The organism is Streptomyces sp. NPDC049970 (genome assembly GCF_040660235.1).
Classification (GTDB): Bacteria; Actinomycetota; Actinomycetes; order Streptomycetales; family Streptomycetaceae; genus Streptomyces.
On record NZ_JBFALP010000009.1, the window covers coordinates 194,907 to 209,980 of the forward strand.

Genomic DNA, 15,074 nt, shown 5'->3' on the forward strand with positions numbered 1-15,074 from the left:
CGGGCCTCCGGGACCGGTACGGCGGGTAGGACGGACGGTGGGCGCTCCTCGCGCTGCCGGTCGCGCTCAGCCCTTCCACCGTTTCGGGTTCCGTGCGGGATCCGCCAGGTGGGTCGTGGCCCCCGGCGCCAGGTCGAACCCCTCGGGCAGGGGAAGCAGCGCGGCGGGCAGCGGCGAGACGGGCAGCCGCAGCACCCGGCCGCTCGCCGGCGGGGGCCGGCGCGGGGTGGCGGGCTGCGGGGCGAGGCCTTGCGGTGCGGGGGCCGCCGCCGCGTTCACCTCGGTGCGCCGACGCTTCAACAGGCCCTGGGGTGCGATGCGTTGGGCCGGAACGCGTTCAGGCATGTGCGTACTCCCTGGACCTGTCGGTTGCGAGATGCCGGACCGACACCGGATCGGGTGTCGGAAGGGCACAACGGTCTCCGCATCCGATGGGTTCACCTCGCCGACCAAGGGCCCCGCACCACGGCGGGCCGAGCCCTGGCGGGCAGGCCTGCGCGGAACCGGTCGCAGCAGGTCGGTGCCGGGGACCGCGGTGGAGGCGGCGCCGACGACGGAGGTGAAGGCCCGTCATCCTCTCGAGCCGCCCGCACTCCCGAACGTGAGAGTTGACTCTCACAATATGTAAGAGGACACTCTCACGTCATGGACTCCGGAAATCGGCTCGGCGATATCGAGATCACTGATCCGCAAGTGATGCGGGCGTTGGCGCATCCGGTGAGGCTGGCGATCCTCGATCGCCTTCTACGGCACGGGCCGGCGACGGCCACGCAACTCGCTCCCGACGTGGGAGCGACTCCCTCGGTGACCAGCTGGCACCTGCGGCACCTGGCGGGTTTCGGCCTGGTGCGGGACGCCGAGGCCGGCGCGGACCGCAGGCAGCGGCGATGGGAGGCGGCAGCCCGTGGCTTCCGGTTCGAGTCACCGGAGAGCGAGGAGGGGAGGTCTGCTGCCCGAGCGCTGTCCCGGGTGATGTTCGCGCGCTACGGAGATCTGCCGAGCAGGTGGGCGGCCGAAGTCGAGCCGGGCCTGGACCCGTTGTGGCAGAAGGCGTCCGGCCTGGCCAACACGCGCGTGGTCGTCTCGGCGGAGGAGCTCGCGGCGATTCAGGACGGGATCGAGCGGGTGCTGGCGCCCTACGTGACACGAGAACCCGCCGAGCGCCCGACCGGCAGCCGCGGGGTCCGGCTGATGCGATACGTCCTGCCGGAGCAGGACGAGGAGCAGGCCGGAGGGACCCCGTGACCGCCCCGGAGGCGGGCGGCCCGATATCCCTGTGGCAGGACCGGCGCTTCCGTCGGTTCTGGGCGGGGCAGTCGATTTCGGAGTTCGGCGACCGGATCACCGAACTGGCGCTGCCGCTGATCGCCGTGACGGCGTTGAGCGCCTCTGCCAACCAGGTGGCCTGGCTGACCGCCCTCATCTGGATCCCGAACCTGCTCGCGATCATCCTGGGGGCCTGGGTCGACCGCCGGGCCCGCAAACGCCGCCTGATGGTCCTGGCCGACCTGGTGCGCGGTTCGGTCCTGCTCAGCCTCCCCGTGGCCTACCTGCTCGACGTGGTGAGCCTCGGTCAGCTGTACGCCGTGGCGTTGTTGACCGGCACTGCGGCGGTGCTCTTCAACACCGCCTATCCGCCCTTCTTCGTCCAGCTCGTGCCCCGCTCGTCCTACGTCGAGGCGAACAGCAAGCTCAGTGCCAGCCGGTCGATGTCGCACGTGGTCGGCCCGGCGGCCGGCGGCGGTCTCGTCCAGGCGTTGAGCGCGCCCGTCGCCGTCGTCGTCGATGCCCTGTCGTACCTGGCGTCCGCAATCCTGATAGGGCGGATCCCACTTGTCGAGTCGCCCGCCGGCGACGACGGAGCAGCAGGACCTTCACTGCTGCGACGCGCCCGGGAGGGGATGGCCTTCGTCGCTCGGAACCCGGTGCTTCGTGCCGGGCTCGGCTGCGCGACCACCGTCAACTTCTTCACCTTCGTCGCAGGCAGCGGGCTGATGGTCCTCTTCGCCAGCCGCGACCTCGGGCTGTCCGCCGGGGCCATCGGACTCGCCCTGGGGGTCGGTTCGACCGGCGCCCTGCTGGGCGCCGTTCTCGCTCCGAGGATCTCGCGGCGTATAGGTGTGGGTCACAGCATCGTCGTGGGCGCCGTGCTGTTTCCCGCGCCCATCGCGATCGCGGCCGGCGCCGGCGGCCCGCTCTGGGCCCGCGCCGGGGCGCTGGCCGCGGCGGAGTTCCTCTCCGGAGTCGGCGTCATGCTCTTCGACGTCAACCTCAACTCCCTTCAGACCAGCGTGATCCCGGACGGCATGCGCAGCCGGGTGGCGGGCGCGTTCAGCACCGTCAACTACGGCATACGTCCCGTCGGGGCCGTCGTCGGCGGCCTGCTCGCCACCGCCTTCGGTCTGCGGGCAACATTGCTCATCGGTGCCGTCGGGGGTGCGCTGTCCCTGCTCTGGCTGCTGGCTTCACCGATACCGCGGGTCCGCTCCCTGCCTCCGGAGGACACGGTCGCCCCACTCGGCGACGCGGGGGCTCCCGCGGGCAGCCCTCCATGATCACGAGATGCGCGTGCTCAGATCTCCGGAAGCCGGTATCGGCCGAGTGCCGGCTCGGCCACGCGTTCCGGCCGCGGGCGTGGTGCACGGGCGCGGCGCCGAAGCACGCCCGTGTACCCGACCGGCTCACCGACGCCCTTCCCGTCGCACGAGTCGGGTTCAGGACGTGGCGCGTCCCGGGCCGAGCCGCGAGAGCGAAGCCGCGATGGGCCTCACGAGATCGCCGGGCCGGGCATGGACGTGGGCCACGGAGCGCTGGTGGGCGAGTCCGTGCAGGCCGGCCCGGAGCGCGATCGCGTCGGCCCAGGGGTCGGTACTGGTCGAGCACCCGGCCGTGACGCAGTCGGTGAGGGTGGCCACGAGGATCCGCAGGGTCTGCGCACCGAGGGAGGCGAGGTCCTGGCCTGCCGTCCCACCGGCGGCGGGGTGTGCCATTTCGCCGCACATCGCGCGGTAGCGCTCGGGGTGGGCGTCCGCGTAGTCGAGATAGGCGGTGCAGGCCGCGTAAAGGCGGTCCTCCGCGTCGTCGCCGGCGGCGTCCACGGCTGATACGAGCCGGCCGGACAGCTCGTCGAAGGCCTCCCGGACGAGCGCGAGCATGATGGCCGGGCGGTCCGCGAAGTGCGGATAGATCGAGGGAACGGCGATCCCGGCCTGCCGGGCCACCGCCCGCAGGGTCGGCGTGCGTTCGTCGCCGCGGTCGATGAGGCCGGTCGCCGCGGCCAGGATGTCGGCCCGCAACCGGCCGCCCTCACCTCGCGGGTTCGGCGTATGCCGGGAGGGACGGGGCGACGGCTCGGCCGCGGGGGCACGGCTCGTCACGCGTCGGGCAGAATGATGATCTTGCCGGTGGTGGTGCGGGATTCGGCGAGTGCGAGCGCGGCGGCGGCGTCGCCGAGCGGGATCCTCGCGGCGATCTGCGGGGTGAGGTGGCCGTCGGCGATCAGCCGCAGGAGCTGAGTGAGGTCCTCGCTCATCCTCCGGTGCCAGGAGGCGTGGCAACGGCGCCTGCCCGCCCAGAAGTTGTAGAAGTGCGCACTTCTGCCGTTGGGCAGGGAGTTCCACGCGGCGAGCCGCGCGAACAGCTTCAGCACCGGCAGCCGCGAGTCGCCTTCGTCGTCTTTCGTGGCCGCGCTGCCGTAGGAGACGAGCGTCCCGCCCTTGCGAAGCAGCTGCCAGGACTGCTCCACCCCCGCGCCGCCGACGTGGTCGAAGACGGCGTCCACACCGCCGGGCGCGAGTTCCCGGATCCGGGCGTACATCGACTCTTCCTGGTAGTCGACCGGGGCCGCTCCCATGGCACGCAACGTCGCGTGATGACGAGCGGACGCGGTGCCGATGACCGTGATGCCGGCGTGGCAGGCCAGCTGCACCAGCGTCGAGCCGACACCGCCGTTGGCACCGAGCACCACGACGGTACCGCCGGCGGGGACCCGGGCGAGACGGTGCAGCATCTGCCAGGCGGTGATCCCGTTGACGAGGACGCTCTCCACCGCGGCCGCGTCCACACCTTCCGCCACCGGCATCAGGTCCACGGCGTCGACCAGCAGGTGACTGGCCCACGCACCGGTCTTGGTCACCGCCGCGAACCGGTCCCCCACGAGCGACGCGTCCACGCCCGGACCGACCGCGGTCACCCTGCCCACCACGTCGTAACCCGGCACGAACGGGAACGGCGGCTGGTCGTAGTACTTGCCCAGGCGCATCTGCTGCTCGGCGAACGACACGCCCGTCGCCTCCATCCGCAGTACCACCTGCCCCTTCTCCGGCGCGTCGAGCTCACGGCTCCGCACCACCAGGCCGTCCGGCTCCACCCGGCCGGGCAGCACGATCTCGGTGGTGGACGTGGTGGTGACGGTTTTGGTCATGGCGTGCCCTTCAGGTCCGGGTCATTGGCTTACTAACGTAAAGCTACACATGTAAGTTGACGTCACGCAAGACGGTCACGGCAGTAGGCTTCACGGCGTAAGGCGACGATGCGACAGGTGAGTTCCCTCCGGGACGGAGAGCAGAGCGGCACCTCGCCGAGTCGCCCCGGCCGCGTCCACCCGGATGCGATGACGTTTGTCATCACACCGAGCGCGTACGCCGTGGTAGACACTCCACGGGGGCAGCGCCACGGGCGTGGGCGGGCAGTCGAACTGATCCGAATTCAACGACCGGAGCAACGAATCGCGGCCCACTCACGTCTGACGGGGTGCTCCAGACACACCGGCCGACGAGGTGACCGTCGGTCGGTCGGCAAGGAAGAGCCAGGCCGTCGGCCCGGCCTCCTGTCGACGGCCCGACCCGGGCGACGCGGCCTCGGACTGCGTAGTTTTCGCCGATGCGACGGCGGACCGCCCAGCAGCATGACCACTTCCGGCAGCGCACGGTCAACGCCTCATCCCGCTCGCCCCCCGACCACTCACCCCACCCAGGAACGTGAACGCATATGAACGACACACTGTCGCACTGGCTGCACCTGATCAGTTGCAGCGCGACCGGCGCCGAACCCGCGGCCGACCGGTACCGCGGCATGCTGATGCGGGCGGCCGGGGGCATGAGTCGGCTGAAAGGTGCTCCCAAATCCGGCTGTTGACGCAGCCGGGTCGCCGGCCCGCACCGTGAACGGGAGACGGGCCGGACACCACCCTCACCGCCCGCTCGACCCTCGCCGAACCGTTCCGGGAAGGTGGAGTGAACCACCGGGCCCCTCGGCACGTTAACCAGGAGAAGCCGCCGCTCCGGGCGGCTCTCCCGACCTCACCCGGAGGTCTGTCACCCCCCTGCGCCGCGGACTCCCGCCGTTCCGGTCATCGCAGTGACCGGATCCCTGAGGGAGCAACTCACAAAGGAGTCGGACATCCCATGAAAGGGAACCGGAAGTGGCTGGTGATCGGCGCCGCCCTGCTCGGAGCCGCCATCGGATTCATGGTGGGAGGACCGGTGGGGGCCGCTCTCGGAGCGGGCCTCGGCATGCTCCTCGGCGGCGCGGGCAGGGAGCTCCTGAGTGCGGCCGCGAGGTCGGAGCAACCGGCTGAGACGAGCGCGTCGACGCGGGAGCCCGGATCGGCGCCCGAGATGACGTCCCAGGACGAGCATGCCAGGCCGCGCACACCCGAACCGGAGTCGTTGCAGCGGTCCGACTCACGCCGGTCGTCGCTGGAACAGTTCGAGCACGCGCGTGAGATGACGCGTCCCGAGAGCGCGCAGAGCGGCCGTGACTCGCCGGAAGCACGCGGCGTCGAGCAGGACTGGCCCCTCCGCGACAGCCGGCTGACGCGGCCGACCTCGCCCACACCGTCGATCGCGACCGTCTCGTCCCAGTCAACTGTCCAACGGCCTCCCTTCAAGCAGGAGATGGCCGGCCTGCGGCCGGCAGGCGATCCGGGGAACCGCCGCGATTCGGCCGCCTACGTACGGCCCGATCACCAGAACCGGACCGCCTCGCCACGCCCGGGAAGAGCGAAGTAGCCGCAGGCCGACTTCCGGCACCGCTCCTCGGCCGTGTACCGGCGGGGAGTGGCGAGCCCCCGGACCGGAACCACCCGAGATGCCGGGCCGGGAAGTTGAACTGTTTCCCCTCCTCTTCCGTTGCGACGTGAGCAGAACTGTTGTGGCGCGTGGTCCGTGCCTGCCGTTCGGCCCCTGACAGCCGGATCGACTGCCGCGGGCCACGTGTCGACACCGCAAGGAAGGGATGGATATGAACAGGGGTGACGAAGCTGACAGCCCGTTCACCGAGGGTGACCCTCTCGCACCTGCCGCTCCGGCGGGACCAGGCCGGCCGGGTGCTTCCGGGCAGGGGTCCGAGTCCTCCTCGCACTTCGCCGTGGTCATCTTCGACGACGGCTCCGCCGCCATCGACGGCGAGTCGGTGCCGATCGTGCCGGGCGAGCCGCTCGACGTAGCGATCCTCGACATGCTGCACGGATTCGCGCGCAGCCGCAACGCCCCGATCACGGGTGCCATCTCCGACCCGTCCGCCGACTACGTGGCGATCGTCGAGGTCGCTCCGGACGGCTCCAGCAAGCTGCTGGAGCAGGTGGAGAGGGACACGGAGGCAGCGGCGGGAGGGATCGTCGAGACCACCGTTCCTGTGGAGCGGAGCCGGCACACGGAGCCCGACGAAGCACTCGGGCCGGGCCCGGCCCCGGTCGGGAGCTCCGATTCCGAGCGTACGGATGACACGCCCGCGCCGAGCAAGCCTTCGGCTCTCGGGCCGGTGCCCGCCGTGGACAACACCCGCCGGAAGGCGGTGCCCCAGTCGGACGACGAGTACGAGCGACCCGGTCTGTTCCAGCGCCCGTTGGTCGTCGGTGGTGTGGCCGCCGTGGTGTCGGTGGCCGTCATCGGGTCGCTGGTCGCGCTGGGCACCGGATCGGGCAACGCCGGGGAGAAGAACGAGGCGGCCGGCTCGGGCAGCAAGCCGAGCGAGTCCTCCATGACCTTCCGGCAGCCGAGCCCCTCGGCCTCCGAGAGCCTCCTGCCCACCCTGCCGGCCTCACCCTCGCCGTCGAAGTCGCCTTCGAAGAAGCCGTCGAAGTCGCCGTCGAAGAAGCCCACCACGCCGCCGAAGCCCGACCCGCCCAAGCCGAAGCCGCTGGTGACCAAGGTGCCGCCGAGCGACCCGGGGCTGCCCCGTGGTCCAGTGGTGATCAAGAACCTCAAGTGGGGCTACTGCGTCGACCTTCCCGGTCAGGGCAAGGGTAGCTCGGGGGCCGGGATCTTCGACGAGCAGAGCTGCACCAAGTCCCCCAAGGACAACCAGCTCTGGGAGTTCAAGCTGACCGCCAAGGGCAAGGGGACCGGCGGTTCCGACCTGTATCTGATCAGAAACGTCAAGGACGGGCTCTGCATGGATCTGCCGGGTATGGGACCCGCCCGGATCGAGCAGCGGATAGTCGAGTACAAGTGCATACCGGACGTGAAGGACAACCAGCTCTGGTGGCTCGACAAGCGTCCGAACGGCACGTACTGGATCCGCAACCAGAAGAGCGGTGACATGTGCATCGACGTGGCGCGGACGGACCGTAAGGCGGCCAACACCAGGCTCAGGGTCTACGTGTGCAACGACGCCGACGACCACCAGTGGCGGTTCGTCAAGGGCTGAACCGACCGTCAGCGGACGCGCGCCAGGTGCTCGCGTCCGCTGACGGACCCGCCTGCGCCCGGCCCGCACGCAGCATCGGGCCGGGCGCAGGCGTCAGGCCCGGGTGGGCTGGGGCGGGACCCGCGGGCGGAACGGGTCGACGGCGTCGACCGGCGGCGTCTCCTTGGCCCGGTGGCTGCCGGGTTTGCAGCCGGCGAAGGGGCCCATCGGGTCCCGCAGCGACTGCATGACCGGACCCAGGTAGTCCCGATGCCAGTTGGCGGGCCCGGACATGGGCGAGTCGGGGCCGGTGAGGTCCGCCCAGGCTAGCCACAGGCCGTGCAGCTGCGCGACCGCTTCCGGGTGCTCCCACCAGCTGGAGCACCACGGGGCGGTGGAGGTGACCTCGCGGCCGTAGACCGGCAGCAGGACATGATGGGCCCAGAGCGTCAGCTGGCGGAGGTTCTGCGCGTACTCGGCACCCTCCAGGTAGAGGATGAACCGGGGTGGGACGGGAGCCGGCTCGGACGGCGGTTCCACGGACGGAGGCTCGGCGGATCCCTTCGGGGGATCGGCGGGCGCCGAGTGCCCTGAGGACTCCCCGGGCGACGGGGCCTCCTGCTCGGCTCCAGGGGTGTCGATCGTCATCGGGTTCCCTTCCGGTGTGCGATGCGGGCTGCCCCGGACGACCGCGGAGGTCGTGGGGTGCGGAGAGACAGCCCCGTGCGGGGTCACAACGCGGTCCGGGCGTACCGGGTTCACCTGGGCCGTGCGGAGAACGGCGCGGACCTGCCGCGATCCTGGGATGGATCACGGCAGGTCCGTCACATTCCGTCGAGCGCGGGCGGCGGGCCGAGGGCCCGCCCTCCCGGGCGGACCGGCGGTCGCCCGCGGGTGGTGCGGATCAGCCCCCGTTGCGGTAGGCGTTCCCGCTGGCGTTGGGAGTGCTCCCGTTGAAGAGTCCGGTCGGGCTCGTCTGGGTGGAGAGGGCGAACCACGCGTAGCGGTCTACGTAGTCCAGCATCTCCAGCGTCTCCGTCGACGTCTTGATGAAGGCGGTCTGCTCCTGCTCGCTCGGGTAGCGGGGGGTGCCCTGGGTGAAGTCGATCAGCGCGTACTCGGTCAGCCAGATCGGCTTGTCGTAACGCTTGTGGATGCGCTCCAGGTACGCGGCGAGCTGGTAGGTGGCCCGGTAGCTGAAGTCGGAGCCGTACCAGTGCACGGGGATGAAGTCGACGCGCAGACCGCGATCGGCGGCTCCCTTCATGAAGCGGTCCAGCCAGCCACCGGGCTTGTCGGCGTCGGTGGCCACGGCCGGGGCGCCGAGGTTCAGCCCGGTCTTCTGCAGCTGGGGCCAGAGGTCCAGAGCCTGCTCCGGAGTCATGTTGGCCTGGGTGGGTGAGTCGGGCTCGTTGAAGCCGAGGAGGTTCTTGCCCTCCTGTTTGGCCTTGCCCAGTTCGGCGTCGGTCACCGAGCCGGGGCCCCAGATCGACGGGACGAACTCGACGCCCTCGGGCCTGACGAGCTCGCCGCTGGAGGAGGCCCAGTTGTGGTACCACTTCGCGCCGGAGGCGGCCAGCGCCTGGGTGGAGCCGGGGGTGGGGTTGAGCCCGACACCCTTGCCCGGGGCCTGCACGGCCTTCTTGTGCTCGGTCCGGGGCTTGGTGCTCCGGACGGGCTTCCGGGCGGGCTTCTCCGCGCCGGCCGTGCCGTGGAAGGTCACCGTCATGCCGCTGCACTCGCTGCACTGGCGTACGACCTGGTTGCCGGCCTCGGCGTCGTGCTTGGACCACGAGTACGCGGAGGGGCACTTGGCGGTGAGCGCCTCGCTGTAGGCGGTCTTGGCGTCCCGGTTCGGGTTGACGCACACGATGGGCCGACCCGTTGTCGGACTCTTCGTCAGGTTCTCGGGCGGGCAGACGGACAGGAGGTCGGTGGGGCAGCCCACCGAGGCGCACTGGCCGCCGTCCTCGGGCGGCGGCACTCCGTCGGGGGTGATGGTGATGGGCGCCGACACGGCGTTGACGTAGCTGACGTTGTACCAGGGAGCTGAGGCGTCGGCCGGGTCGAAGTTGAACTCGGCCAGACTGGCTGGCTGTTCGCCGGTGGAGCAGCGGTCGGCGAAGGGGCCGCAGTCGGCGACGGTGCAGTGGAAGGTGCTGCCCTCCTCTCCGGTGCATCCCTGGCGGGCGAAGAACTTGCCGCGCCAGTGCCCGGCGGCCGAACGCTCGGGAATGGTGATGGTCTTGGACTCTCCCGGATGCAGCATGGGCAGTCCGGTGAGCGGGGACGAGCCGTCGGCGTTGACCGTGGCACCGACCCAGACGCGACTGGAGGTGTTGTTACGCAGGGTGACGGTGTGCTCGGCGCCACCGGCGGCCGCGCCGGCGACACGGTCCTCGCTCTTGCCGGAGGAACCCCGGGACGCCACCGTGGTCACGGCCGATACGGCGACGACCAGCAGGAGGGCGAACAGGAGCGGCCGGAATGATCGAAGTGATCGGAATGATTCGAGTGATCTCACTCGCATGCAACATGCCTCTCGGGTCGAGGATCGACTACACCCGCACGACGTTGGGGTGCGGTGGACGGTTCACCCGAGTGGACCGCTCTTGATCAGGGCTGACCGGAAGAGCCCCCGAATGCCCAACTGGGCAGCCCCGCACGGCAGTAGTGCCGGATTCCGACGGGAAGCCCGACGCGTAGGCGCCCGCGCGCACGGGCGCCGTGGGCGCGCGGACGCCCGTCGGACCAGGCGCCGGGAGGCATGTCCGGTGTCACGTGTCGGCATCCGCACAGGCGGAAGCGGGATCCAACGAGACGTCGAAGCCGGGTTCGTTCAGGCGGCGGAGCCGGTCCCTCATCGTCTCGGCGTCCGGGTGATCGGAATCGCTCCAGATAGCCAGGGCACGGAGCCAGCTGACGCGGGCCTCCTCGGGCTTCCCCGTGACCAGTTGGACGTCGCCGAGGTTGCTCAGGGTGTGGCCCTCTCCCCATTGGTTGGCGGCGTCCCGATGGGCCTCCAGGGCCTGTTCGTAGTGCTTGCCGGCTTCTTCGTACCTATGGCGCCGGTGGTCGACCGTACCGAGGATGTCGAGCACCACGCCCTCGACCCAGCGGCTGCCGACGGTCCGCAGGATGGTCAGTGACTGCTCCAGGCAGTCGTTGGCCTCGTCGAGCCTGCCGAGCTGCTGGTAGGCGTCGCCGAGGTTGGCCAGGGCGATCGCCTCGCCCCACGAGTCGCCGGTGTGCCGGACCATGACCATGCCCCGGCGGCCGTACTCGACGGCCTTGTCCAGCCTGCCGCTGTTCAGGTAAACATTGCCCATGTTGCACACGGCGTGCGCCCGGCCGTCCCTGTCCCCCAGCTCCCGGCTGAGGATCATCGCCTGCCGGTAGTGGTCGATGCTCTCGTCGAACCGGCGCAACTGCGTCAGGGCTCCCGCCACGTCCCCGAAGCTCTGGGCCTGGCCCCTGCGGTCGGCGGCGGCCTGCGCGGCCGCGAGGGCCGTGCGGGAGGTGTCGAGCCAGTCGTGCAGATGACTGCGCAGGTAGAGGAAGGCCCAGGAGACCGCGGCGAGCCGCCAGGCCGTGCCCGCTCTGCCCGAGTCGGCGGCCTGGTGCACGGCTGCGACGAGGTTGGCCCGCTCGATCTCGCACCACTGCAGCGCCTGGTCGTGAGCCGTGAAGGACAGCGGCCGGCAACCGGGGGGTATCGCCTCCAGGAGTATGCGCCTGCGGTGCGGGGCGAAGAGCGGGTACGCGGCGTCCACGGTGTGCAGGTACCAGGCGAGGAGCCGGTCGACGGCACGGTCCTGGTCCTCCGGCGGCTCGTCGGTGCGGACCCGCTCGCGGGCGTACACGCGCAGCAGGTCGTGCACGGTGTAGCGGCCGGGCAGGCGCTCGACGAGCAGGTGCGCGTGGGAGAGCTCGGCGAGCAGGGTGCGGGTCTCCCGCAGGGGGAGCCCGGCGAGCGCGGCCGCGGCGGGCGCCGAGATGTCCGGGCCGACGTGCAGGCCCAGGAGGCGGAACAGCCGCGAGGCGGGGGCCGACAGCGTGTCGTACGACCACGAGAATATGGCCCGGACGTCGGTGCTGAGATCGGCGCTGACGAAGGCGTCCAGGCTGCCCTGGCTCTCGCGCAGTTCGTCGGCGATGGCGCTGAGGGGGAAGCCGGGGTTGATCGAGGCGCGGGCGGCCACGACGGCGAGGGCCAACGGCAGCCGGCCGCAGAGCGCGATGATCTCGTCCAGCGCGCGGGGCTGTGCCGACATCCGCGTCGGGCCGAGCCGCAGCCTCAGAAAGTCGTACGCGTCCGCGTGGGTCAGCTGATGCAGGGTCAGCGGTCGTGCTCCCTCACCGGCGATCAGGCTGGTGAGCTGGTTGCGACTGGTGACGATGACGAGGCAGCCGGGAGAGCCCGGCAGCAGGTGACGGACGTGTTCGGCGTCGCGGGCGTTGTCGAGGAGGATCAGGATGCGCCGGTGGGCGAGCAGGGTGCGGTAGAGCAGCGCCTGGGCCTCGAGTTGCGCGGGGATCCGCCGCGAAGGGACGCCCAGGGCGTCGAGGAAGATGCGGATGGCCTCCTCCTGCGTCATGATCGAGCCCGTCGCGTCGAATCCGCGCAGGTTGATGAAGAGCTGGCCGTCCGGGAAGCGGTCGGCGATCTCATGGGCCAGATGGACGGCCAGCGTCGTCTTGCCGATGCCGCCCATACCACTCACCACGCTGATGACCATCGCGTCGGCCCGCTTGCCCCCGGTCGGCAACAGTGCCCGCACCTGGCCGAGTTCGACGTTGCGACCCGTGAAGGTTGCCAGGTCGGCGGGGAGTTGGGCCGGTCGCGTGATCGGCGGGACAGCCGGGACCGCCGGGGCCTCGGCGGGTGCGGCTGCTCGGCGCGGGGGCGCGGGCGGGGGGTGTTCGAGTGAGGCGTCGGCCGTCAGGATCTTGTGGTGGAGCTCCCTCAGCGAGGCGCCGGGTTCGATGCCCAGCTCGGCCACCAGGGTGCTGCGCGTCTTCCGGTAGCACGCCAGCGCCTCCGCCTGCCGCCCCGACCTGTACAGGGCGATCATGAGCAGCTGGCACAGCCGCTCCCTCAGCGGGTGCTGGTCGGCCAGGGTTCGCAGTTCGGATATGACGGTGTCGTGCCGCCCGAGCTCGATATCGATGTCAAAGCGCGCCTCGAGGGTGCTCAGCCGGGTCTCGTTGAGCCTGGAGCGTTCGGCATCGGCGAGCGGGCCGGTCAGCCCGGCCAGCGGTGTCTCGTGCCACCCGTCGAGCGCCGCGTGCAACAACCTGGAGGCCGAAGTCAGTTCGCCCGCGGCACGCATCTTCGCGGCCCGGCTGACTCGCTGCTCGAAGACGCTTAAGTCCACCGCGTCCTCGGGGACATGGGCCAGATATCCGTCGGTGGCCGAGACGATCACGGCCCGGGACTCGTCCGGCACCCGGCCGGCGTCCAGGATCTTGCGCAGCCGCGACACGTAGGTGCGCAGCACGGGCACGGCGGTCGTCGGCGGGTTCTCACCCCATACGGCGTTGACGATCTCGGCGGTGGTGACGAGGCGCCCGCGCCGCAACAGCAGCGCGGCCAGCACCACACGCTGCTGGGGAGAGCCGAGGGTCAGTTCCTCCTCGCCACGCCATACCCGCAGTGGCCCCAGCACGGCGAAGCGCAGGGAGACTTCGGTAACTTTTTCCACTTCTTGACTATACAAAGGTTGTCCTACGCTCCCGGGTCGAGATCGTAAACGACTGTGGGCGATGCCGGTCCGGCTCGGTGACGGTGATGTCCCTCATCTCGCGGTCCCGGCCCGGTCACGCGGGCCGAAGGCACCGCCTGCGGAGGAGCGGGCCGCTTCCGTGTACACGGGACCGACGGGCGGAGCGGTGGAGTCCGGGGCGAATCCACGACCGGCGCCGGAGGCTGCCGGTGTCCCGGCGCGCACCGTGTCCGGCGTGGGTGGGGCCGGGGGGACCGGCAGAGCCCGGTCCGGCGATGCCCCGGGCTCACCGGCGCCACCGGCTCGCGGGGAGGGTCAGGCCGTCTCCTCCCGGGGCGTTCCCGCCGCTTCCCCCAGCACCTCCGCGAGCCCCTCCGTGTTCACCACCATGCTGACCGGGGCCGAGCTGTTGAGGCTCAGACCGTGCCCCTGCGGGATGCGGCCGAGCAGATCCACGACCGACAGCCGTACGAACCCCAGCTGTCCGGCGGTCCGGAGGTAGCGGGGCGAGGTGTACACCGGGACCACGGCCGTGCCGTCGGGTGCCGAAGCGCTCACCGGCTCACCGTCCGCCGTGACCAGCACGGCGACCTCCGCGGTGGCCAGGGCGGCGGTGACGTCCTCCACCGGGCCGTACCCGGTGGTGGCGAGCTGGACCGCACGGTCGACGTCGTCGGCGGGCTCGGGCCATCCCATCGCCTCGGGTGACGGCCTGTAGTCCTCGTTGTCCTCCCACTCGACGATCTCGCCCTCCGCGTCGGAGCGCCACTGGCCGACCACCGCCCACTCGGGCGGCGCCCCCTCCCCCTGCCAGGCGGGATCGGCGAGGTAGAGCCAGTGGTCGGGCGCCAGCGCGGCGGCCCGGACGAACTCCTCGGGAGGCGCGGGGTCCAGGGGGGCTGCGGAGGTTTCGGCTCCGGACTCACTCATCGTGTCCTCGCTTGCTCGGGGTACCTGATTCGGTGCCGGGGCGCCCGGTGGTCCGGGCCCGGTGTGCGGGTTCGCCCGACGTCTCCTCCCAGCGTGCCCGCAGCTCGTCGGCCGGGACGAGCAGGGCGGCCGGGGCCGTCGAGCTGAGGAACATCACGTCCCGGCCGGACCGCAGCCGGTCGAGGAGATCGGGGATCGTCATCGTCACATGTGCGGGCAGGCGGTTCGCCGACCCCCCTGGCGGCGACGGGAAGACGGGCACCGCGTGCGCTCCGCCGGGCGCCCGCGTCGACGCGGGCTCACCGTCCTCGGCCACGCACACGGCCACGGCGCCCGCCTCGGCGAGGGCCTCGGCCACGTCCGCGTCGGGACCGTAGCCGGTGGCGGCCAGGTGCAGCGCGGCGTCTGCGTCGTCGACCGGCGGGGCCCAGCCGAGGGCGGCGGGCGAAGGGCGGTAGTCGGGGTTGGCCTCCCACTCGGCGATCTCGCCCCGCGCGTCGCTGCGCCAGCGGCCGAGTACGGCCCAGGGGGGCGGGGGTTCGTCGTCCGCCACGCCGAGCCAGTGCCGGTCGGTCACCGACAGCCAGTGGTCGGGGGCGGTACGGGCGGCTGCGACGACGTCGTCGGGCGGCACCGGGAAGTCCGGCTCGCCGCGCACGACGGTCCCGGGCGTGCGCGCGGCGGGGGCCGGAACCGGAGTGGGTACCCCGCCGGAGGCGGGTGCGGGTACCGGCCCGTGGGGGCCGTCGGGCCGTCCGGCGGGGGTGGGCATGGGAGTCGCTCCAGACA

At 71.4% G+C, this 15,074-nt stretch carries 13 protein-coding genes; 5 read left to right on the forward strand and 8 right to left on the reverse strand.

Translation table 11 applies throughout. The annotated features are described in order from the left end of the window. Window positions 1-66: 66 nt before the first annotated feature. Window positions 67-345 (reverse strand): hypothetical protein, encoded by a 279-nt coding sequence (locus AB0I83_RS18720; RefSeq protein ID WP_363305368.1) that lies wholly within the window; start codon window positions 343-345, stop codon window positions 67-69. Between the two features lie 300 nt (window positions 346-645). Here AB0I83_RS18720 and AB0I83_RS18725 point away from each other — a divergent pair, with 300 nt between their 5' ends. Further along, a complete protein-coding gene (locus AB0I83_RS18725; RefSeq protein WP_356530631.1) occupies window positions 646-1,245 on the forward strand; it encodes a helix-turn-helix domain-containing protein in 600 nt (199 codons plus the stop codon). Then, window positions 1,242-2,555: an MFS transporter gene (locus tag AB0I83_RS18730; protein WP_363305369.1), complete on the forward strand. Its 1,314-nt coding sequence runs from the start codon at window positions 1,242-1,244 to the stop codon at window positions 2,553-2,555. The genes AB0I83_RS18725 and AB0I83_RS18730 overlap by 4 nt, the downstream gene beginning before the upstream one ends. Window positions 2,556-2,714: 159 nt before the next feature. On the opposite strand, the gene AB0I83_RS18735 is transcribed toward AB0I83_RS18730, so the two are convergent. After that, complete coding sequence (locus AB0I83_RS18735; protein WP_363305370.1) at window positions 2,715-3,296, reverse strand: TetR/AcrR family transcriptional regulator; 582 nt, start codon at window positions 3,294-3,296, stop codon at window positions 2,715-2,717. Window positions 3,297-3,373: 77 nt separating this feature from the next. Further along, window positions 3,374-4,423 carry a medium chain dehydrogenase/reductase family protein gene (locus AB0I83_RS18740; protein WP_363305371.1) on the reverse strand — a complete coding sequence of 350 codons (1,050 nt, stop codon included), beginning with the start codon at window positions 4,421-4,423 and terminating at the stop codon, window positions 3,374-3,376. A gap of 566 nt (window positions 4,424-4,989) precedes the next feature. Between AB0I83_RS18740 and AB0I83_RS18745 the strand changes: the two genes are divergently transcribed. The 3 genes from AB0I83_RS18745 to AB0I83_RS18755 all read left to right on the forward strand — a co-directional run bounded on the left by AB0I83_RS18745 (window position 4,990) and on the right by AB0I83_RS18755 (window position 7,650). Further along, on the forward strand, window positions 4,990-5,136 hold the full coding sequence (locus AB0I83_RS18745) for a hypothetical protein (protein ID WP_363305372.1): 147 nt from the start codon (window positions 4,990-4,992) through the stop codon (window positions 5,134-5,136). A gap of 269 nt (window positions 5,137-5,405) precedes the next feature. Beyond that, a complete protein-coding gene (locus AB0I83_RS18750; protein WP_363305373.1) occupies window positions 5,406-6,011 on the forward strand; it encodes a hypothetical protein in 606 nt (201 codons plus the stop codon). A gap of 232 nt (window positions 6,012-6,243) precedes the next feature. Further along, a complete protein-coding gene (locus tag AB0I83_RS18755) occupies window positions 6,244-7,650 on the forward strand; it encodes an RICIN domain-containing protein (RefSeq protein ID WP_363305374.1) in 1,407 nt (468 codons plus the stop codon). 93 nt (window positions 7,651-7,743) lie between these two features. Here AB0I83_RS18755 and AB0I83_RS18760 read toward each other — a convergent pair whose 3' ends face one another. The 5 genes from AB0I83_RS18760 to AB0I83_RS18780 all read right to left on the reverse strand — a co-directional run bounded on the left by AB0I83_RS18760 (window position 7,744) and on the right by AB0I83_RS18780 (window position 15,057). Continuing rightward, window positions 7,744-8,169 carry a DUF4913 domain-containing protein gene (locus AB0I83_RS18760; RefSeq protein WP_356842098.1) on the reverse strand — a complete coding sequence of 142 codons (426 nt, stop codon included), beginning with the start codon at window positions 8,167-8,169 and terminating at the stop codon, window positions 7,744-7,746. Window positions 8,170-8,533: 364 nt separating this feature from the next. Further along, on the reverse strand, window positions 8,534-10,159 hold the full coding sequence (locus AB0I83_RS18765) for a glycosyl hydrolase (protein WP_363305375.1): 1,626 nt from the start codon (window positions 10,157-10,159) through the stop codon (window positions 8,534-8,536). Between the two features lie 247 nt (window positions 10,160-10,406). Then, on the reverse strand, window positions 10,407-13,334 hold the full coding sequence (locus AB0I83_RS18770; protein ID WP_363305376.1) for a BTAD domain-containing putative transcriptional regulator: 2,928 nt from the start codon (window positions 13,332-13,334) through the stop codon (window positions 10,407-10,409). Window positions 13,335-13,670: 336 nt separating this feature from the next. Next, a complete protein-coding gene (locus AB0I83_RS18775; RefSeq protein ID WP_363305377.1) occupies window positions 13,671-14,285 on the reverse strand; it encodes a type VII secretion system-associated protein in 615 nt (204 codons plus the stop codon). After that, window positions 14,278-15,057, reverse strand: a complete 780-nt coding sequence (locus AB0I83_RS18780) for a type VII secretion system-associated protein (RefSeq protein WP_363305378.1) — start codon at window positions 15,055-15,057, stop codon at window positions 14,278-14,280. Before AB0I83_RS18780 ends, AB0I83_RS18775 begins: the two co-directional genes overlap by 8 nt. Window positions 15,058-15,074: the final 17 nt, after the last annotated feature.